A 21,101-nucleotide genomic window follows, 5' to 3' on the forward strand; every position below is an offset into this window, starting at 1 on the left:
TTTTTACAATGATTATGAGAAAGTTAGTCTACTTACTTCCTTTATTTTTTATCCAAATAGGATTTTCCCAGGTATACGAAGCAGGTCTTACGTACAACCTAGGAAATGTTATTGGTGAAAACGACGAGGTTTTTCCTATTGGAGGCTCCAATAAAAACTTTGGAGTTATATTTAAAAAAAATATGAACCCCAGAATTGCCTATAGACTTGGAGTAAACCTAATAGAAAGTGACATTACCCAACTAGCAGAAGTATCTGCAGGTATAGATTTTAACTTTACAGATTACAACCTAATTAGAACCAATTCTAACAAAAAACAAACTGCTTACCTTATATTCGAGGTAGCTTCTATATTTTACAACACCCAAACAGAAACAAAATTTGCTGTTGCATTGCCTCTGGGTATTGGGTACAAACAAGCCATAACAAAAAGGCTAACTAGCTCAATAGAAGCTAAAGTTAGAGCAACCTTTACAGATGATTTAGATAATATCAAAACAAATAAGAGCACTTTAGATGCTTATTACTATATTGGGGCCTCTATTTATTATACTTTTGGCTGGCCCAAGGGTAGTAAAAACCAAATTAGATTCTAAATGAGTTTATTAGAACAAATTAAAAACAATAAAATTCCTAAGCACATTGCAATTATCATGGATGGTAATGGTAGATGGGCTAAAAACCAAGGAATGGCTAGAATTTTTGGCCACAGAAATGCCTTAACCGCAGTAAGAGAAGCTGTAATTGGGGCATCTGAAATAGGAACAGAAGCAATTACTTTATATGCATTTTCTACCGAAAACTGGAATCGTCCAAAATTGGAGGTAGATGCTTTAATGACATTATTAACCAAATCATTAAAAAAAGAAGTTCCTGATTTTCAAAAAAACGGAGTAAAAGTAAACGCTATTGGTCGATTATCTGATTTACCTAAAAAAGCGCAAGAAACTTTAAATTACGTAATAGATACCACTAAGAACAATACTAAAATTACATTAACGTTTTCTTTAAGCTACGGGAGTAGAGAAGAAATTACAACGTGTATTCAAAAAATTGCAACAAAAGTAAAAGAAGGAACTCTAGAAATTGATGCTATTAATGATGAAATTGTTCAAGAAAACTTATATACTTACAACCTACCTGATGTGGATTTAATGATTCGCACAAGTGGAGAACAAAGACTAAGTAATTACTTGCTATGGCAAATGGCCTATGCCGAATTGTACTTTACAGAGGTACTTTGGCCTGATTTTAGAAGAGAGGATTTGTATAAAGCCATTTATACATATCAAAATAGAGAAAGAAGGTTTGGAAAAACCAGCGAACAATTAGAAGGAGAACATGAACAAACTACTTAAGAATTACTTATTTACACTTATTTTATTCGTTACAAATCTAGTATTCTCTCAAGACGGTCAGCCAGATTTATCAACCCCTAAAAGATATCTTTTAGGAGGAGTTACAGTTACAGGAACAAATGAGTTTTCTGAAGAGTCTGTAATTTCATATTCTGGATTAAAAACAGGACAAGAGATTAAAATACCCGGAGACAAACTAACAAGTGCCATTAAAAAACTTCACAAATCTAACAAGTTTAGCGATGTTGAAGTGTTTGCCACCAAACTAGACGGAAACACTATTTACCTAGAAATAGCTATTAAGGAGCTTCCACAAATAAACAAAATCACCTTTTTAGGAGTTAGTAAATCAAAAGCAAAAACATTTCAAAAAGACACAGAACTTGCTACTGGTAAAATGTTAACAGAAAATTTAATAACCTCTACAGAAAACTATATTAGACAGTTTTATGTAGACAAGGGTTACTTAAAAACTACCGTTAAAATTACCACCAAACCAAACGCTACCAATGCAAACCAAAGAGATGCTATTGTAAGAATAGACAAAGGGGAATTGGTAAAAATTAAAGAAATTGTAATTACAGGTAACGAACAATTTACAGACAAAGATGTTCGTAAAGCCCTTAAAGACACTAAACGTAAGTTTTGGGGTAGATTTTGGAAACGTTCTAAATATGTAGAAGATGCTTTTGAAGAAGACAAACAAAAATTAATTGATAAATACAGACGTAAAGGTTATAGAGATGCTAGAATCTTATCTGATAGTATTAGTTGGAACGAAGGTAAAAACACCATCAACCTACACTTAACAATAGAAGAAGGTATTAGATATTTTTACAAAGACATACTTTTCTTAGGAAACAAAACTTACCAAACAGACTTTTTACAAAGAATTCTAAAAATTCAAAAAGGAGATGTTTACGACTCTAAAGCTTTAGAAGAAAGAGTAAAAGGAGATGGAACTCCAGATTCTGAAGATATTTCTACGCTATACCAAAACAACGGATACTTATTTTCACAAATTAACTTGGTAGAAACCAAAGTAGAAAATGACTCTATTACAGTAGAAATTAGAATTCACGAAGATGATCCCGCAACTATTAGTCACGTATCTGTTACAGGAAACGAAAGGACTAACGACCATGTAATTTTTAGAGAACTAAGAACTCGTCCGGGAGATCTATACAGTAAAGACAATATTATTCGTTCTATTCGTGAATTAGGTCAAATGGGATTCTTTGATGCAGAGAATATTACTCCAGACTTACAGCCTAACTACGCAGATAAAACAGTAGCTATAGAATATAGTTTAGAAGAAAAAGGATCTAGTCAAATAGAACTACAAGGAGGTTATGGTGGTGGATCTTTTATAGGTACATTAGGATTATCTTTTAACAATTTTTCTATCCGTAACATTTTTAATAAAGATGAGTACAAACCACTTCCTTTAGGTGATGGTCAACAATTATCTTTAAGACTACAAGCAAGTAGATTCAACACTTCTAACAGTGTTTCTTTTACAGAGCCTTGGTTAGGAGGTAAAAAACCTAGATCTTTTACATTCTCTGTCTACAACCAAAAACAATATGGATACGGTAGTTCTTATTACGATGTTGATAAAGGACAACAATTAAATATTTTTGGAATTTCTGTAGGAATTGGAGAACGTTTAAAATGGCCTGATGATTACTTTACCATTTCTAATGCCATTAGTTATAGACGTTACAAAGTAGACAACTTTAACTTTGGATCTATTATTGCTTTTGACAATAACCAAGGGGTATCTCACAACTTATCATACAACATAACTTTACAAAGAAACTCTGCAGGACCAAGTTTAATATTCCCAAGATATGGTTCTACATTTAGTGTAGAGGGTAAATTTACACCTCCTTATTCTCTGTTTTCTGACAAAGAATATAGCTCTAACAACGAAAGATTTGAATTGTTAGAATACTACAAAGTAAACTTAAAAGCTAAATGGTACACTGCCTTAATTGGTAAGTTTGTAATGATGACCAACGTACAGTTTGGTTATTTAGGAAGCTACAACAGTAAAAAAGGAGAAATTCCTTTTGAACGTTACTTTGTAGGAGGAGATGGACTAAACACAAACAGTTTTGACGGTAGAGAAGTAATTGGATTAAGAGGTTATGAAAACTCATCTCTTTCAGGATTTGCTACAACTAGCGATGGAAATGTTACCTCTGGAGACAACGTTTACGATAAATTCTCTATGGAAGTACGTTACCCTATTACTCTAAAACCATCCGCATCTATTTATGCTCTTGGATTTGTAGAAGCTGGTAATTCTTACAGTAGTTTTAGTAACTTTAACCCGTTTGATATTAAAAAGTCTGCTGGTTTAGGAATTCGTATTTTTATGCCTGCATTTGGATTACTAGGAATTGACTTTGGACATGGATTTGACAATGTTCCAGGAGCGGTAGAAAAATCTGGTTGGCAAACGCATTTTATTATCGGACAACAATTCTAAAAAAAAATGGCATGATTATTTCTAACTACATATATAAGTTCTTTAAAAAAATATTTTTATTTTCACTTTTTTGTGTGGCCTCTGTAAATGCACAACAACTACAAAGAATAGGTTTTGTTGATATAGAGTATGTTTTAGAAAAAATACCATCCTATGCAGAAGCACAGAAAAAATTAAATAACGAAACAACTACATGGAAAACAAATTTAGATAAGATGTATCTAAAGCTAGATACCATGCAAAAGGAATTTTTAAACGAAAAACCGTTATTAACAGAAGATTTAATTAAAGAACGTGAAACTGAAATTAAAGCATACGAAAATGAGATTACTAAAGCAGAAAACACCTACTTTGGTGTAGAGGGTAAACTTTTTGAACTAAGAAAACAATTAGTTACTCCGTATCAAGATTTAGTATACAATGCAGTACAAACAATTGCTAAACTTCGTAAATATGACATGATTTTTGAAAAATCTTCATCAATTGTTATGTTATATACAAATAACAATTACGATATTAGCGAACTAGTTTTAAGATATATTCAGAAATCTGAAAAAGAAATAGAACAAGAAGAAGCAGCTATTAAAAGAGAAGAAGCAAGAATAGCTAGAGAGAAAAGAATACAAGATCAAAGAAAAAAACGAGAAGAGGCTCTTAAAAAGAGGGAAGAAGAACGTAAAAAACGATAAACAAATAACCAAATGAAAACAGTAAAAACTACATTATTAATTGCAATTATAGCTTTAGGGTTCACTCACTTTACACAAGCACAAAAAATTGCTCACATTAACCTAGACGAAGTTGTTGCATCTATGCCAGAAGCTAAATCAATGCAAGCGGATATGGAAAAACTAGGTAAAACTTATGAGTCTGAAATTAAAGCTGCATCAACTGCTTTAAAAGCAAAATTTGATAGATATACTGCAGAAGAGAAATCTAAAACTCCAGAAGAAAATCAAAAAAGAGCTGTTGAAGTTCAACAAGAACAAGGTAAAATTGGTCAGTTACAACAAGCTGCTCAACAAGAATTACAAAAGAAACAAAACGAATTGTTAGAGCCAATTATTGAAAAAGCTCAAAACGCAATTAAAGCATACGCAAAAGAAAAAGGTATTCAGTATGTATTAGATGCTAGAACAATTATTTATGCAGAAGGTGGTGAAGATATTTCTTCAGCAATTAAAACAAAATTAGGAGTTAAATAGTTTTACCAAACTTTAAACTTATCAAAGCGCTATCATTATTAAATGATAGCGCTTTTGTTTTATAAAAAATAATATCAAAACTGATTCTATAGCTTCTTTTTTTTATCGAGATTTGTAAAAGAGATTAAAAAAGATGAGCAACAACCCTATTGGTGTATTTGATTCTGGTGTAGGAGGCACTTCTATTTGGAAAGAAATTATCCAAAGGTTACCCTATGAAAACACCATTTATTTAGCAGATAGCAAAAATGCTCCTTATGGACAAAAATCAAAACAAGAAATAATAGACATCTGCATAAAAAACACAGAAATACTTATTTCTAGGGGAGCCAAAATTATTGTAATTGCTTGCAACACTGCCACCACCAATGCTATTGATGTACTTAGAACAAAATACAACATTCCTTTTATTGGTATAGAACCCGCTATAAAACCAGCAGCCTTAGCAACTAAAACTAAAGCCATAGGAATTTTAGCAACCAAAGGAACTTTAAGTAGTGATTTGTTTCATAAAACTACCAATCAATTTGCCTCAAACATATTGGTTATAGAACAAGAAGGAACAGGCTTAGTCCCTTTAATTGAGCAAAACAAAATGGATAGTTTAGAAATGAAAACTTTGTTAAAACAATTTCTAAATCCTATGATCCAAAAAAACATAGACCATCTAGTCCTAGGATGCTCTCATTATCCATATTTAATTCCTCAAATAAGAACACTAGTAGGAAACAATGTGCATATTATAGATTCTGGATTTGCAGTTGCCAAACAAACCGAAAAAGTTCTTGCAGAACTTCAACTACTAAACAATAATACAAAGGCTGGCAAACACTACTTAATGAGTAATAGCAACACTCAAACATTGGCTACATTAACTAACGGAATAAAAGAAACTACGGTTGAATATATTCCTTTTTAAGCAAGAGTCAATATTTAGCTAATTATTGTTAATAGTGTACTTATTTTAACTTGCTTATTCTCGTATTTTTAAAAGTTCAATACATTTTAAATATGAAGAAATTAATCGCTGTTTTTATTTTCACCTTTATACTATCTTGCTCTGCTACCAACGAACCTTTAGCAAGTTCAAAAAAAGTTAATGATCTTACAGAATTACAAAAAAACCAAACACTTGTAAATTCAGGAAACGTATCAGACTTAAACAACTATCCATCTAAACCCTATACCAAAGAAGGAGCTGGCTACCAAGGAACAGATTTTAAAAACTTACCTAAAGAAAGAGTTATTACATTTACTCATCGTAATCAACAAAATGTTACCAAAGAGCTAAACAACATAATTACAGATTTACATAACATTGGAGGTGGAATTATCTACATCACCAAAGGGAATTACACTATTAAAGAAGTTACTTTAAAATCTAACATACACATTATAATAAATAGTAACGTTACCTTTCAAATGGATCATTCTAAAAGAGGTAAAAACTTTTTATTTAATGTAGGAATGAAAGAAAATCAACCCTTAGTAGAAAATGTAAAAATTATAGGCTTAGGTGATGTTACTTCTAGACCTAAATTAATTTTAGACAAACCCAAAAACACCTTTTACAGAGCCATAGCTTTAGGATATGCTAAAAACGTATTGATAGAAAATTTAACTATTCAAGACAATTTGACCAAGGGAGCAGCCATTGCTTTAAATCCTGTAAAAATTGATGATAACAATGCCAACATTCCAGAAAACATAACCATTACCAATGTAGAATTAACAGGAGGTTCTATTGGTTACGGATTGGCTCAGACTAATGTGGGAAAAAATATTTTATTAAAAAACTTGTCTTGCCAAGGTGGAATGACTTGTAGAATTGAAGCTCACACAGGTAGACAATACAATTTAGGAGTTGATAATATTGTAATTTCCAATGTAGCTAGTATTAACGGAAAAGCTGCTGTACTACTACAACCACACTCAGTTCTTAACGGACGTATTTTAGTAGATGGTGCCAAATCTGAAGGAAGTACATGGACTTTATTCCTAAAAGAAGGGTTTGTAGGTAAAGATTCTAAAAGAAGAGCCAAAGGTGTTTTTGCTCCCACCTCTTCTTTTAAAAACATTAGTCTACACGCTACAGATCATACAGCAACCCTATCTTATAAAAACTTTAAATTAGTTCCAGAAGATTTACATGCTTTTTATAAAACTCCAGACTTTACACCTATAACAGAAGATGCTAATTATGCTGTAACCAATGGTGTTTATGCTAATGAAAGTGCTGTAAAAGGAGCAAGTGTTGCTGCTATTTATACAGATGCAACCTATCCGTTACAACTACCCAAAGAGAATGAAATTCTAATTACAGGTAAAACAAAACACCGATTAAAAATTATAGACAACAAATAACAAAACATAGGCTCCAATAAATTGGAGCCTATGTTTTATTCCTTATACCAACCTGAATATTTTACATAAGCATCCGCAATTCTATTTACTTCGCCTTTTAAAAGTTCTTCACTAAGATCTTTTATTTTTTTTGCCGGAGTTCCTGCATACACACTTCCAGACTTTACAATAGTCCCCTTAGTTACAACTGCTCCAGCAGCAATAATACTATTAGACTCCAACACACAATCATCCATTACAATGGCTCCCATTCCTACAAGAACATTGTCGTGAATAGTACATCCATGTACAATTGCATTGTGTCCCACAGAAACAGAGTTTCCAATAGTAGTTGGCGATTTTTTATACGTAGCATGTACTACAGCACCATCTTGAATATTCACCTTGTTTCCCATTGTAATACGATGTACATCTCCTCTAATAACCGCATTGTACCAAACACTACAATCATCTCCCATAGACACCTCTCCTATTACCACACAATTCTCCGCTAAAAAACAATTTTCCCCAAACTGAGGTTTATTTCCATTTAATTCTTTGATAATCATCTTTAAAAGTTTTAATCAAAAGTAAATAATTGTAATATTGTAAAAAACAATATCTAGTGTCAATTCCAAATCATCAAACAATAATTGCTGTAGACTTTGATGGTACCATTGTAAAAGATGAGTATCCTAAAATTGGTCCTCCACAACTTTTTGCTTTTTCTACACTTAGAAAAATGCAAGAAAGAGGATATAGATTGATTCTATGGACTTTAAGAGACGGAAAAAAACTTGATGAAGCAGTAGCTTACTGTAAAGAAAACGGTGTTGAATTTTATGCTGTAAACAAAAATTATCCTGAAGAAATTGTAGACAATAACAGTATTCGTAAACTCCATGCTGATTTGTTTATTGATGATAGAAATATTGGCGGTTTTCTTGGATGGGGAAAAATTCATCAACTCCTTTTTAGCGAAGATGCAATTGAAGAACCAAAGAAGAAAGGATTCTTCGGTTTCTTTAAATAAATACTATCTTTGCAATCCATAAAACAGGATTATGATTACCATTAAAACTCGTGAAGAAATAGAATTAATGCGTGAAAGTGCGCTAATTGTTTCTAAAACCTTAGGAATGCTTGCCAAAGAAGTAAAACCTGGAGTAACTACTCTAGCGTTAGACAAAATGGCCGAAACTTTTATTAGAGATCACGGGGCTATTCCTGGTTTTTTAGGTTTGTACGATTTTCCGAATACTTTATGCATGAGTCCTAACGAACAAGTTGTTCATGGAATTCCAAATAAACAACCTTTACAAGAAGGAGATATTATTTCTATTGACTGTGGTGCTTTAAAAAATGGATTTTACGGAGATCATGCCTATACTTTTGAAGTAGGTGAAGTTGCTCCAGAAGTAAAACAACTATTAGAAATTACCAAACAAAGTTTATACGTAGGAATTGAGCAATTTAAAGCTGGTAACCGTGTAGGTGATGTTGGATATGCTATTCAAAAATTTACCGAAGATCACGGATACGGTGTCGTTAGAGAATTGGTAGGACACGGTTTAGGTAAAGAAATGCACGAAGATCCACAAATGCCAAACTACGGAAAACGTGGTAGAGGTAAAAAATTTGTAGACGGAATGGTAGTAGCTCTTGAACCTATGACCAACATGGGAACTAAAGATATTGTACAATTAAATGATGGTTGGACTATTTTAACCAAAGACAACAAACCATCTGCTCACTTTGAACATGATATTGCCATTATTAATGGGAAACCTGAAATTTTATCAACATTTAAATACGTAAACGATGCTTTAGGAATTGTTACTGATGTTGAAGATAAATTTAGAATAACACCTTATGGTGCTTAAATGGGCTTGTTTAAAACTATATTAAACGTAATTCCAAGACCTTGGTTAATTAAGGCTAGCTATGCAGCTAAGCCTTTTTTAAATTTATACTATAAAGGAAGTAATTATACAGACCCTATTAACGGAAAATCGTATCGTAAATTTTTACCTTATGGTTATGAGCATCAGCGTGAAAACGTATTGGCTCCCGGAACATTGTCTTTAGAAAGACATAGATTGTTGTGGTTATATCTTACTAATCACTCTGATTTTTTTAAACAACCTAAAAAAGTATTACACGTTGCTCCTGAACAATGTTTTTACAAACTTTTTAGAAATCAAAAAAACCTAGAGTACACTACTACTGATTTGTTTTCTCCCTTAGCAGATGTAAAAGCAGATATTTGTGATTTACCTTTTGCTGATAATTCTTACGATGTTATTTTCTGTAATCATGTTTTAGAACACATTACTGATGATACTAAAGCAATGAATGAATTGTTTAGAGTTTTAAAACCAGGAGGATGGGGAATATTTCAAATTCCTCAAGACGTAACCAAAGCAGACACCTACGAAGACTTTACTATTACAGATCCTAAAGAAAGACAAAAACACTTTGGTCAATATGATCATGTAAGAATTTATGGGTTAGATTATTTTAAAAGATTAGAAAATGTAGGTTTTCAAGTACATCAATTTAAAACAACCGAACACTTTTCATCAGCAGCTATTAAAAAATACGCTTTAATGAAAAATGAAATTCTTCCCGTTTGTGCTAAGCCTTTCTAGATTTAATTCTTAAACTCTAAATTTGGGCTTGCATACGTTTTTAGCTCATTATGTTCTAAATAAATAAAGAATACTTTCATTTTAGGAAATTTACTAGCTATTTCTTTTGCCTTATCAAAACCCATTGCCATAAAAGCGGTTGCATAAGCATCTACCTCTGCACAACTAACTGGAGCAATTACCGATACACTTAACAAGTCCGTTTCTGCAGGGAATCCTGTTTTTGGATTTAAAGTGTGTGCAATTTTTTTACCAGTTGCCTCATCTATCCTAAATTTTCTGTAATTCCCAGAAGTAGCAATAGCTTCATTTGTTAAATGTGTAATCTTTTGTAAACTTCTAGTTCCATCAAAATTAGGTTCCTCTATTCCTACAGACCAATCATCTCCTTTCGCATTTTTACCTCTAGCTCTAATTTCTCCACCAATTTCCACCAAGTAATCTGTAATATGCTTACTTTCTAAAAACAAACCAACTACATCTACTCCATATCCCTTAGCAATGGCATTAAAATCTAAATAAACATCCGAATTTGTTTTGGTAATTGTACTAGCTAATAAAGTAATTTTATCAAATCCAACATATTGCATTAAACTATCTACTTGGTAATTTGTAGGTTGTTTGTCTATTTTAATAGGACCAAACCCCCAAGCGTTTACCATTTTACCCACAGTGGGGTCAAAATACCCATTTGTTTGTTGATAAACTTCTTTGGCTAGCAAAAAAACGTTCTTAAAATGATGATCTACCTCTGCATTTAGTAGACCTTGGTTGATTTTACTAATTTTTGAGTCTGCATGATAGGTAGATAAAGAATTATTTATGGTTTTAAACAAAGAGTCTATACTTTGGCCTAAATTTTGATTATTATTATCTGAGTATTTAATATGGAAGGTGGTTCCGAAGACATTTCCTTGAAGTTTTAAATACTCAGCCTGTTTTTGTTCACAACTAATAATGGAAAAAAAAATACATATTCTAAACAAATGTGTTTTTAATAGTTTAAAAGAATTAGTTACGTGCATATAAAATAGGTTTTTAATAGAAAGTTATTATATTTGTTTAAACAAAAATACAATTTATAGACCATGAAAAAAGTTTTGATATTAATCGTTTCAGTTTCTTTAGTTGCAACATCATGTGTATCTAAGAAAAAGTATACTGATTTACAAGCTGAACAAGCTGCATTACAAGACAAATTAGCTACTTCTCAAAAAGATTTATCTACATCTAAAGTAGATTTAGGGAAAGCTGACAACCAAATCAGTTCTTTAGAAGACAGAATTAAATTCTTAGAAAAAGGAAATGAAAAATATTTAGAGAATGTTGATAACTTAATCGCAGTATCTAAATCAGCTACTGAGAACATGAGAGAAACATTATCTCAGTTACAAAAGAAAGATGACTACATCAAGTACATCAAAGAAGCTAACTCTAAGAAAGATTCAATCAACTTAGCTGTTGCTTTCAACTTAAAGAAAATTTTACCTAACGGTTTAAATGACGAAGACATTTCTGTTAACATCGAAGGAACTAAAGTATTTATCTCTATTTCTGATAAATTATTATTTAACTCTGGATCTTACAGAATTTCTAAGAGAGCTGAAGCTATCTTAAAGAAAGTTGGTACTGTTGTTAACGAATACCCTAACATGGATGTTATGGTTGAAGGACACACTGATGACAAGTTAGTTAAAGAAGGTGCTGCTATTAAAGATAACTGGGACTTATCTGTACAACGTTCTGCTGCTGTAGTTCGTGAGTTACAAACTAAGTACGATGTTTTACCATCTAGATTAATTGCTGCTGGTAGATCTCAATACGCTCCTGTTGCAGAAAACACTACTGCTGCTAACAGATCTAAAAACAGAAGAACAAAAATTATCATCATGCCTAAGTTAGATGAGTTCTTTGAATTATTAGATTCAGAAAAATAAGAAGTAAACATTTTTACATCATATCAAAAACCTGCTTTAATTAGCAGGTTTTTTTTGTTTATACGAAACCCATGAGCACACCACCTACTAAAGAAGAAATTAAAGAAATAGCCAGTCATTTAAGGAAACCTGAAGGTACAAAAGGTATAGAGATAGCTAATATGATGAACGATGGCAATCAACCCATGAATCTTCATACACTAGCCGTAGTCAATCCACTAGCTATTGGCTGTTTTAGAAATAGGAATGGCCAATGGTTATTTTGTTAAAAGACTCTAAGTTAGATTAGATACCACAAGAACAAATAAAACCTCATAATTTACAACTTAGAACAGCTCTGGACACAAACACAACTATCAACATAACACGATGGAAAAAACAGCAATAAAAGAACATAAACAAAAACGATGGAAAAAAATTCCCAAAGAGAAAGTTAAATTCTTAAATATAGCTTACAAAAAAAGAGCCAACCTAAAAGGTTGACTCTTTTTTTACGTATACTATGTAATCTATTTTCCAAAAAGTCCTTTTAAAAGCTTTTTCCCAGCTTCTTTTACTTGCTCTTTAGCAGAGTTTTGTTCTGTTTGAGTACTATCTGTACCTTGTTCGTTTTTAATTCCTAACAAGTCGTTAATTTTCTTTTTAGCTTCAGATTTTACTTTCTCTTTTGCCTTATCTTTTTCGTTGTCAATTGCTTTTTTAGCTAAAGACGAAACTGCATCTTTTATCCCTGGTAAAACAGTTGGCTTAGTTACCATACCCCCAACTTTAACATCTAAAGGCACTGTGATTTTTTCTTGATCGGCACCACTAAGTTTACTTAAAATACTTTCTGCCTGATTTCCCAAATACTTAGCGGGTAAATCGAACTTTAAATCATAATTCATGGTGTTGTCAAAACCATGAGAACCTCCAATAGTAACAGGCATTCCTTTTAGCTTTAAAGTAAACGGAGCTACATTTACCTTACCATCTTTAAAAGTAACTTTTGTTTTTAGATCTTTTAAATCTGTTTTGTCAAAATCTAAAAAGCTCATTTTGCTTTCTGCCAAACTTAGAAACTTGTTTTTACTAGCATCTACTTTATCTACTTGCAAATTTGCCAATGCCCCCCCCGTTAACTGAGACAACACAGGCATAAAATCATTTCCTAAAATTCCATTTAAATCTAACTCCGTATCAAAACGACCATTAAAAGCTCCTACAATTGGAGCTATTTTTCTTAGCATTTCCATACTATTAAAAGCACTAGCAATATCAACTTGCTTTAACTTCATCTCAAAATCGTATGCAGTTGGGTTTGGTTTTGTATCTACAAATCCATCTATAGAAACAGTACCCTGAAACATATTAGCGTTGGCATTTACAAAGATAATTTTCTGATCTTTTACAATTGTTTTCCCTATAAAATTAGTCAAAACAATATCATCATACATTACTTTTTTAGCATTTACAGTACCCGTAAATTCAATTTTTTCAGGAATTTTAAATTGTTCTAATGCAACACTATCTGTAGCAGTAGTTACAACAGCTGTGGTATCACTTTCATAAAAATCGCCTACTTTAAACAAAGTAGAAGCTACCGCTAATTTCCCTTTTAAAGTTCCATCAGAAAAAGCATAAGCATATAGATTGTCTAAACCTCCATTTAACAATAAATCTGAATCACCAGAGTTAATTTTGGTATCAACAACATCTACATGATTTAAACTAAACAACATTTTAGCTCTTTCTACCAATAAAGGTTTTGGTGTATAATCTGAACCAATAGAAACTCCTGACAAGGTAATAGTCCCTTTACTGTCTATTTTGTTGTACTGCTCTTTTTCAATAGCATTCATATCAAAAGAAGCAGAAACATCCGCCTTAACAATTCCTTTTAATTCGTAATCTAAAGGAGGTATTGGATACGCATTTTTAAGATTCCCTAAATTAACTTGTCCATTAATGTTAGAAACAACCGTTAAATTAGAAATTGGTTTTGTTACCGTTGCATTGGCTTTAAAAATATCTTTTGCTATACGGAATCCAAAGTTTTTAACATCTACTTTAATATCATCCATTACCCCTGTAGTATTGGTAATACGAGTATCTACATTTATGTTTTCGATCTTATTAGGTAAATCTGGATATTTTAAACTTGCATTTTCAGTTTTTAACACAATATCTAGCGTTGGAATACTAGTTTCAGAATACTTACCTTTAATAACACCTTGCAAATCTAAAGCTCCCGTAGTTTCTACTTTAGGAAAATCTGCCGTGTAAGCATTGGGGATTAGTGATAACAAACTTTTAAATTCAGACTCTTTTGTGCTTACCGTAAAATCAAGATCATAAGCATCTTTTAACATGGTAAAAGCACCCTCAAAAGCCAAGTTTAAATGATTAATATGAGCAATACTATTCTTAAAAGTAAGTTTTAAATCACTTCCGTAATCTACTCCTACTTTGGCATCGTATTTTAATTGTAAATCTTTTAAGTAAGCAACCTCATCCATCATAAAAGTAATAGTATCTGCAGTAGTGTTAGTATCTAATTCCAATACGTTTTTAGACAAATCTCCACTCCCGTTATGATTAAAGTTGACCACTTTAGCGCTCATATTCCCCACTTCATCTACATAAGATAGATTGATGTTTTCTAAACTATAATTGGTAATTGCCAAAGAAAATGGAGCCGATTCTTCTACAACCACTTCTTGTTCTGTTTCTGATGGTAAAGCAATATCATAATTAGCAATACTATCTTTATTTACTTTTACATTTACAAAAACGTCTGCTAGCTTTACACTGTTAATTTTAGGAGTATCTCCCATTAAACTACTCAAACTAACATCTACATAAGTATGAGCTATAGCCACTAACGTATCTCCTAAAAAAGGAGCTTTGTTAATTACCGATAGGTTTTGCAAGTCTACAGACACATCTGGAAAACTTCTTAGTAAAGAAATAGACAAGTCTTGAAAATCTACAACTGCATTTACATTGTTATTGATTTGTTCTTTGGCTATTTTGGTTATTTTTCCTTTAAAAGCAAATGGAAGTATTAACAGTAACAGAAAAACAATTCCAATAAAAATTGCCAATCCTTTTAATATTTTTTTAAGCATGATTTTCTTTTTAATAGACTAAAGATACTATAGTCTTAAATGTAGAACAAATTAAACAGATTGACCTTAGTCAATCTTAACATTATTTAACAAAAAAAAGCCCTGTTACAATTGCAACAGGGCTTATACACTATATTTACAACTAAGCTTAAGCTAACTCTACAAACAAACCTTCGTCTGTTTTATTTACAGCTGCTAAATCTTTACCTGTTAATCCTTTAATGGTTTTATCCCACTTTTTGTTAGACAATCCAGATTGTGCTTTTAAATCATTTAAAGCAATTTTCTCTGATTTTTCTATCAAAGCAAACAATGCTTTTTCATCTTCGTTTAATTCTACAGAAGGAGCTTTTTTCTCTGGTCTCATTTGAGGAAAAAACAACACTTCTTGTATAGATTGATTATTGGTTAAATACATAATTAAACGATCCATTCCAATTCCTAAACCAGATGTTGGAGGCATTCCGTATTCTAAAGCACGTAAGAAATCTTCATCTATAAAGTTAGAAGCTTCATCATCTCCTCTTTCTGCTAATTTTAATTGTGCTTCAAAACGTTCTCTTTGGTCAATAGGGTCATTTAATTCAGAATAAGCATTTGCTACTTCTTTACCACAAATCATCAACTCAAAACGCTCTGTTAATTCAGGATTATCTCTGTGTTCTTTGCACAATGGAGACATTTCTTTAGGATAATCTGTAATAAATGTTGGTTGAATGTAGTTTCCTTCACATTTTTCTCCAAACATTTCATCAATTAATTTTCCTTTCCCCATGGTACTGTCAACCTCAATACCCATTTCAACAGCAGCAGCTCTTAGTTCGTCTTCGTTTTTACCAGTAATGTCAAAACCTGTAAAGTGTTTAATAGAATCTGCCATGGTTACTCGTGCAAACGGAGCCTTAAAACTTACTTGGTGTTCTCCAAAAACAACATCTGTTGTTCCGTTAACCGCCAAAGCACAATGCTCTAACAAGTTTTCGGTAAAGGTCATCATCCAGTTGTAATCTTTATAAGCTACATAAATTTCCATAGCCGTAAACTCTGGATTGTGGGTTCTATCCATTCCTTCGTTACGGAAGTTTTTAGAAAATTCATATACTCCATCAAAACCACCAACAATTAAACGCTTTAAATACAATTCATTTGCAATACGCATGTATAATGGAATGTCTAATGAATTGTGATGTGTAATAAATGGTCTTGCCGATGCTCCACCAGCAATAGGTTGTAACACGGGAGTTTCTACTTCAAAATATCCTGCTTCGTTAAAGAAATTACGCATAGCGTTAAATAACTTTGTACGCTTTACAAATACTTCTTTTACGTGAGGATTTACTACTAAATCTGCATAACGCTGACGGTAACGTAATTCTGGATCGTTAAATTCATCGTACGTTTTTCCTTCTGCATCTGTTTTAGGCAATGGCAAAGGCTTTAAAGCTTTACTTAGTAATTTAAAATTACGAACCATTACAGAAATTTCTCCTACTTGAGTTTTAAACAATTCTCCTTCTACTCCAATAAAGTCTCCTAAGTCTAATAATTTCTTAAAAACGTCGTTGTACAAGCTTTTATCTTCTCCTGTACAAATTTCATCACGATTAAAGTAGATTTGAATTCTACCTTCTGCATCTTGTAATTCAGCAAAAGAAGCTTTTCCTTGAATTTTCTTTCGCATTAAACGTCCAGCAATTACTACTTTCTTTCCTTCTTCATAAGCCTCCTTAATGTCTTTAGAATAGCTATCTACAGGAAATAAATCTGCAGGATATGGGTTAATTCCTAAAGCTCTTAATTTGTCAAGCTTTTCTCTTCTTACAATTTCTTGTTCTGATAATTGCATGCTGGTACTTTTTTAATGTATAATGCGTTAATTCCTAGCCGGCAAAGATAATGATTTAGGACCGAGTACTGAGTATTGAGTCTTAAGAATTTAAAGCTGAATGTAAATTGAAAAAGAATTTTTAACCATTACACAGAAAATAAACAAGTTGAAAATATACATAATCCATCAAAATAAGTACCTTTGTACTGTTGTTGTAGAACTACAATTGTAGTTTTTAGGTTTAATTACCAATGGAAAGCTTCCCTTTTATGGGTTGCTTTTTTTATTTACAGCAATTTCTTCTTTAAACACATTACTTTTAAATGATGTTTAAATTTATCATTATAATATTCATTAACTTTGATATTATGATGAAAGATTTAACAAAATCTGCTATTGACAGGCAAAACATATTAAACAATAGTAAGGCTATAGAACTAATTCAAAACAAAACAGGCCTAAGAGGTTTGTTCTACAAAGATGAATTTAAGTTCACAACCAAAATGGTTGCTGACTTTTATGATGTTGACACAAGGACAATCAAAAGATATGTAGATAAATATGAAGAAGAAATTATACATAATGGCTATTGTGTATTAAAGGGTCAAAAACTTAAAGAGTTTAAAGAGATGTTTGGTCATCTTATATCTGCGAATGACGATGTCTCACAGAGGGACATGAATGTCCCTCTGTCAAAAAAAGCGACTGAAAATCAGTCCTATAAAAAGATAAAGGCCTTAGCTGTTTTTAATTACAGAGCTGTTTTAAATATTGGAATGCTTCTGACTGAGAGTGAAAAAGCTAAACAAGTACGTAGCTTAATGTTAGACATTGTTATCGATATTATTAATAAAAAAATTGGCGGTTCTACTAAATATATTAATCAAAGAGACGAAGAATTTTTACTTGCAATAACTAGAGAACCAGAATATCGAAAAGAATTTACTAGTGCATTAAACAACTACTTAGATATGGGTTTTGTAAAATATAGCATTTATACAGATGCTATATATAATGCCATCTTTAAAGAAAATGCAAAAGAATATAAAACCATTTTAAAATTAGAAGCAAAAGAAAGCCTTAGAAACACAATGTACTCCGAAGTGCTAAAGCTTATAGCTTCCTTTGAAATAGGTCTGGCTGATGAAATGCGTGAAAAATCTGAAGAACTTAAAAGAAAATTAAAACCTTCTGAATTAAATCTTCTTATTAATAATTTTGCTAATAAAAGGTTTTGGATTCCTCAAATTGAAGATGCACGTGCAAAAATGGCAACACGAGATTATGGTTTACGTAATATTGTTCATGAACGTTTAGAAAACTATATAGGGTCTTTAAGTAAAGAAGATCATAATAAATTCTTAGGAGAAAAAAGTGACGATTTAATTAGTAGAGTATTGGATAACCCTCAATTAATTGATGTTTTCAAAAGGTTAAAAGATAGATGAAAATTAAATTCCAATATTTTACTACAACTTACGCTATTCAAGTACATGATAATATCATCAAAGAATCAGGTGGATTAATGGGGATAAAGGATACAGGCCTAATAGACAGTACTCTTTACCATATTCAGCACGAGTTATATTACCCAGATATAGAACATAAACTTACACATATATTATTTTCATTCAACAAAAACCATTGTTTTAATGATGGTAACAAAAGAGCTTCTTTAGCTCTTTCTGTGTACTTCTTAGCTATAAATGACTTAGATTTTTTAATAGATAAATTTATTATTAAAATGGAAAACATTGTTGTTGATGTGGCAGACAATAGAATCAATAAAGAACTGCTTTTTGACATTATATCGTCTATCTTATACGAAGATGATTATTCGGAATCTTTAAAGTTAAAAATTATTAATGCTAAAATTAATGGTGAACCTATATAACGTTTCACGTAAAAAATAAATATTTACTTTCCGATAAATACTTCATAAAATAGCCTAAAAAAACTACGCTTACCACAAACTTAATTCCTGTAGAAAAGAAAAAACCTAACACAGAACCTAAAGAAGCTTTTATTGCTTTTTTTACATCTTTTCCATCGTTGATTAACTCCCCTATAAAAGCACCTAAGAACAATCCTAAAATCATTCCTATAGGTGTAAAAATTAATCCCACAATTAAACCAATAGTAGAACCCCAAACTCCATATTTACTACCTCCAAACTTTTTAGTACTTAGCGCTGGAATAATATAATCTAACACAAAAACAAGTACCGCAACAACAAAAGTAATTCCTAAAAACGTCCAATCGGTTTCTACTTTATGAGTTAAATGAAGCAACAGCAAACCCAACCAACCTGTAGGCGGACCCGGTATAACAGGCAAAAAAGAGCCAATAATACCTCCAACAACCAATAAAAAACCAAAAAACAGTAAGATATAATCCATAAAAGCCTTTCTTTTAAAGCAATATACAGCAATCTTCTTAAAAAAATGTATTTTTGACCTGACCTAGGTTGATACTATGAACAAACTGATTGCCATTCTTTTAGCACTATCTCTTTTCTCTTGTCAGAAAATATGCTCGGTGGCTTCTGTTTTATGCAAAGGAAAAGTAGAAAAACAAGAACCTATTGACTTTACACAGGTAGATCAATTTCCTCAATTTAAGGATTGTGATGCCATGCTTAATTTTGAAGAAAGTAAGGCTTGTTTTCAAAGCACGTTGCACGCAAAAATTAGTGAACGTATTCAGAATCTAAAATTCAAAACAGACTCAAACCTTACAGATACTGTACTTATTCATTTTAGCATTACCAAAGAAGGACAATTTGTTTGTAACAACATAAAAGCAAACGATTCTCTAATTTTGGCTTTGCCCAATTTATCAGCCGAAATTCAAGAAATTATTTTAGGATTGGCCACCGTATCTCCCGCACAAAAAAGGGGAATTCCCGTAACTAGCACTTATACGCTTCCCTTGGTTGTAAATACCAAATAGTAATTTTAAAGTTTTTAAAACTTTTTACGCAACCCTTTTTTATCATTTCCATCTACTTAACAGCTACTAATTAAAAAAGATGATGATGGTATTAAAAACAACAGTACGATTTATTTTTACACTTAGTTTTATTTACATTTTATACTTTTTAGATGTTTTAAACGCAACCTTTCGCAAAATGGTGCATCTATACAATAGAAACTTTAAATAAAGAATTATGAAATACGCACTTTTATTATTTACGCTTACACTCGGACTTATTTCTTGTAGCAAACAACAAGATTTTCCAAAATTTCACTTAGAAGCTATTCAAGTTGATGATTTAATCATTCCCGACACAATAACCTATCAATCGGAACTTGATGTTACTTTTAAATACACCTTACCTAATAGCTGTTATTATTATAACGATCTTTATTATGTAGCTAATGATTCTGTAAGAACCACAGCTATTATTGCCTATGTTGATGAGGAAGCTATATGTACTCAAGCAACCAAAGAAGAAGAGGTTACCATTCATTTTAAAGTTGAACAAGAAGAAGATTACATTTTTAAACTTTACAAAGGAGTAGATGAAGACAACAAATCTATTTATGAAGAAAAAATTGTTAGAGTTATTGAAGAAGATGAAGTTCAATAAGTAATTTAAGAGCTAGAAACCCAACGAGGTCATAAAACATGCATCTTAAAAAAATCATAAAGCAATGTCAGCAAAACAACTCAAAAGCGCAATCTGCGTTGTACGAGTTGTTTGCTCCTAAACTTTATGCGGTTTCTTACAAATACTCAAACAATCAACAAGAAGCAGAAGATAATTTACACGATGGATTTTTAACCATTTTACAAAAAATAGATCAGTTTAAACACAAAGGATCTTTTGAAGGATGGATGAAACGGATTGTAATAAATACCGCTCTTGAAAAATATAGAAAAGACAAAATTTTCCCTTTAATAAACGAAGAAATTAAAGACGAAGTTGTTCTAGAAATTGAAGATGAAGATATAGATTTAGAAATACTTTTAAACAGCATTCAAAAACTACCAAACAGATATAGACTTGTCTTTAATCTATATGTTTTAGATGGTTATTCTCATAAAGAAATAGCCAAGATGCTTGAAATTTCTGAAGGGACTTCTAAATCTAACTTATCTAGAGCCAAAGCAATTCTAAAAAAAGAATTAGAAAATAAACCACAGCAAAACCAAAACAATTTTTAACC

22 protein-coding genes are annotated in these 21,101 nt (G+C 31.6%); 17 read left to right on the forward strand and 5 right to left on the reverse strand.

What is annotated here, in order from left to right:
* The first annotated feature begins 14 nt into the window (after positions 1–14).
* The 7 genes from GGR97_RS04340 to GGR97_RS04370 all read left to right on the forward strand — a co-directional run bounded on the left by GGR97_RS04340 (position 15) and on the right by GGR97_RS04370 (position 7,424).
* Positions 15–596: a DUF6089 family protein gene (locus GGR97_RS04340; RefSeq protein ID WP_167897289.1), complete on the forward strand. Its 582-nt coding sequence runs from the start codon at positions 15–17 to the stop codon at positions 594–596.
* Complete coding sequence (locus GGR97_RS04345) at positions 597–1,358, forward strand: isoprenyl transferase (RefSeq protein WP_167897290.1); 762 nt, start codon at positions 597–599, stop codon at positions 1,356–1,358.
* Positions 1,342–3,855: an outer membrane protein assembly factor BamA gene (gene bamA / locus GGR97_RS04350; protein ID WP_167897291.1), complete on the forward strand. Its 2,514-nt coding sequence runs from the start codon at positions 1,342–1,344 to the stop codon at positions 3,853–3,855. The genes GGR97_RS04345 and bamA overlap by 17 nt, the downstream gene beginning before the upstream one ends.
* Positions 3,856–3,866: 11 nt before the next feature.
* Positions 3,867–4,544 carry an OmpH family outer membrane protein gene (locus GGR97_RS04355; protein WP_167897292.1) on the forward strand — a complete coding sequence of 226 codons (678 nt, stop codon included), beginning with the start codon at positions 3,867–3,869 and terminating at the stop codon, positions 4,542–4,544.
* Positions 4,545–4,556: 12 nt separating this feature from the next.
* A complete protein-coding gene (locus tag GGR97_RS04360; RefSeq protein WP_167897293.1) occupies positions 4,557–5,060 on the forward strand; it encodes an OmpH family outer membrane protein in 504 nt (167 codons plus the stop codon).
* A gap of 133 nt (positions 5,061–5,193) precedes the next feature.
* Positions 5,194–5,979, forward strand: coding sequence for a glutamate racemase (murI, locus tag GGR97_RS04365; RefSeq protein WP_167897294.1), 786 nt, complete (start codon positions 5,194–5,196; stop codon positions 5,977–5,979).
* Positions 5,980–6,071: 92 nt separating this feature from the next.
* Positions 6,072–7,424, forward strand: coding sequence for a glycoside hydrolase family protein (locus tag GGR97_RS04370; RefSeq protein WP_167897295.1), 1,353 nt, complete (start codon positions 6,072–6,074; stop codon positions 7,422–7,424).
* Between the two features lie 35 nt (positions 7,425–7,459).
* Here GGR97_RS04370 and GGR97_RS04375 read toward each other — a convergent pair whose 3' ends face one another.
* Positions 7,460–7,972 carry a gamma carbonic anhydrase family protein gene (locus GGR97_RS04375; RefSeq protein WP_167897296.1) on the reverse strand — a complete coding sequence of 171 codons (513 nt, stop codon included), beginning with the start codon at positions 7,970–7,972 and terminating at the stop codon, positions 7,460–7,462.
* 56 nt (positions 7,973–8,028) lie between these two features.
* On the opposite strand from GGR97_RS04375, the gene GGR97_RS04380 reads away from it, so the two are divergent.
* From GGR97_RS04380 to GGR97_RS04390, 3 genes are read left to right on the forward strand one after another with little or no spacing between them, the layout of a single operon-like run.
* Complete coding sequence (locus GGR97_RS04380) at positions 8,029–8,436, forward strand: BT0820 family HAD-type phosphatase (RefSeq protein WP_167897297.1); 408 nt, start codon at positions 8,029–8,031, stop codon at positions 8,434–8,436.
* Positions 8,437–8,467: 31 nt separating this feature from the next.
* On the forward strand, positions 8,468–9,286 hold the full coding sequence (gene map / locus GGR97_RS04385) for a type I methionyl aminopeptidase (RefSeq protein ID WP_167897298.1): 819 nt from the start codon (positions 8,468–8,470) through the stop codon (positions 9,284–9,286).
* Positions 9,287–10,054 carry a class I SAM-dependent methyltransferase gene (locus GGR97_RS04390; RefSeq protein ID WP_167897299.1) on the forward strand — a complete coding sequence of 256 codons (768 nt, stop codon included), beginning with the start codon at positions 9,287–9,289 and terminating at the stop codon, positions 10,052–10,054.
* Positions 10,055–10,056: 2 nt separating this feature from the next.
* Here GGR97_RS04390 and GGR97_RS04395 read toward each other — a convergent pair whose 3' ends face one another.
* A complete protein-coding gene (locus GGR97_RS04395; RefSeq protein WP_167897300.1) occupies positions 10,057–11,079 on the reverse strand; it encodes an FAD:protein FMN transferase in 1,023 nt (340 codons plus the stop codon).
* Between the two features lie 63 nt (positions 11,080–11,142).
* Here GGR97_RS04395 and GGR97_RS04400 point away from each other — a divergent pair, with 63 nt between their 5' ends.
* Together GGR97_RS04400 and GGR97_RS04405 are read left to right on the forward strand one after the other, a co-directional pair.
* Positions 11,143–11,991: an OmpA family protein gene (locus GGR97_RS04400; RefSeq protein WP_167897301.1), complete on the forward strand. Its 849-nt coding sequence runs from the start codon at positions 11,143–11,145 to the stop codon at positions 11,989–11,991.
* 71 nt (positions 11,992–12,062) lie between these two features.
* The gene (locus GGR97_RS04405) at positions 12,063–12,260 is read left to right on the forward strand and encodes a hypothetical protein (RefSeq protein ID WP_167897302.1); all 198 of its coding nucleotides are present in this window, start codon (positions 12,063–12,065) and stop codon (positions 12,258–12,260) included.
* A gap of 240 nt (positions 12,261–12,500) precedes the next feature.
* Here the strand turns inward: GGR97_RS04405 and GGR97_RS04410 are convergent, their stop codons facing one another.
* Together GGR97_RS04410 and lysS are read right to left on the reverse strand one after the other, a co-directional pair.
* Positions 12,501–15,101 carry an AsmA-like C-terminal region-containing protein gene (locus tag GGR97_RS04410; protein WP_167897303.1) on the reverse strand — a complete coding sequence of 867 codons (2,601 nt, stop codon included), beginning with the start codon at positions 15,099–15,101 and terminating at the stop codon, positions 12,501–12,503.
* Between the two features lie 148 nt (positions 15,102–15,249).
* Positions 15,250–16,947, reverse strand: coding sequence for a lysine--tRNA ligase (gene lysS / locus GGR97_RS04415; RefSeq protein WP_167897304.1), 1,698 nt, complete (start codon positions 16,945–16,947; stop codon positions 15,250–15,252).
* Between the two features lie 350 nt (positions 16,948–17,297).
* On the opposite strand from lysS, the gene GGR97_RS04420 reads away from it, so the two are divergent.
* Complete coding sequence (locus GGR97_RS04420; protein WP_167897305.1) at positions 17,298–18,377, forward strand: DNA-binding protein; 1,080 nt, start codon at positions 17,298–17,300, stop codon at positions 18,375–18,377.
* Positions 18,374–18,823, forward strand: coding sequence for a type II toxin-antitoxin system death-on-curing family toxin (locus tag GGR97_RS04425; RefSeq protein WP_167897306.1), 450 nt, complete (start codon positions 18,374–18,376; stop codon positions 18,821–18,823). The genes GGR97_RS04420 and GGR97_RS04425 overlap by 4 nt, the downstream gene beginning before the upstream one ends.
* Positions 18,824–18,827: 4 nt before the next feature.
* On the opposite strand, the gene GGR97_RS04430 is transcribed toward GGR97_RS04425, so the two are convergent.
* Complete coding sequence (locus GGR97_RS04430) at positions 18,828–19,328, reverse strand: DUF456 domain-containing protein (protein ID WP_167897307.1); 501 nt, start codon at positions 19,326–19,328, stop codon at positions 18,828–18,830.
* A gap of 76 nt (positions 19,329–19,404) precedes the next feature.
* Here GGR97_RS04430 and GGR97_RS04435 point away from each other — a divergent pair, with 76 nt between their 5' ends.
* From GGR97_RS04435 to GGR97_RS04445, 3 genes are all read left to right on the forward strand, one after another.
* Positions 19,405–19,881 carry a hypothetical protein gene (locus GGR97_RS04435; protein WP_167897308.1) on the forward strand — a complete coding sequence of 159 codons (477 nt, stop codon included), beginning with the start codon at positions 19,405–19,407 and terminating at the stop codon, positions 19,879–19,881.
* 217 nt (positions 19,882–20,098) lie between these two features.
* Positions 20,099–20,521, forward strand: a complete 423-nt coding sequence (locus GGR97_RS04440) for a hypothetical protein (protein WP_167897309.1) — start codon at positions 20,099–20,101, stop codon at positions 20,519–20,521.
* Between the two features lie 38 nt (positions 20,522–20,559).
* A complete protein-coding gene (locus tag GGR97_RS04445; RefSeq protein WP_167897310.1) occupies positions 20,560–21,099 on the forward strand; it encodes an RNA polymerase sigma factor in 540 nt (179 codons plus the stop codon).
* Positions 21,100–21,101 lie beyond the last annotated feature (2 nt).

The organism is Wenyingzhuangia aestuarii (assembly GCF_011927765.1).
Taxonomy (GTDB): Bacteria; Bacteroidota; Bacteroidia; order Flavobacteriales; family Flavobacteriaceae; genus Wenyingzhuangia; species Wenyingzhuangia aestuarii.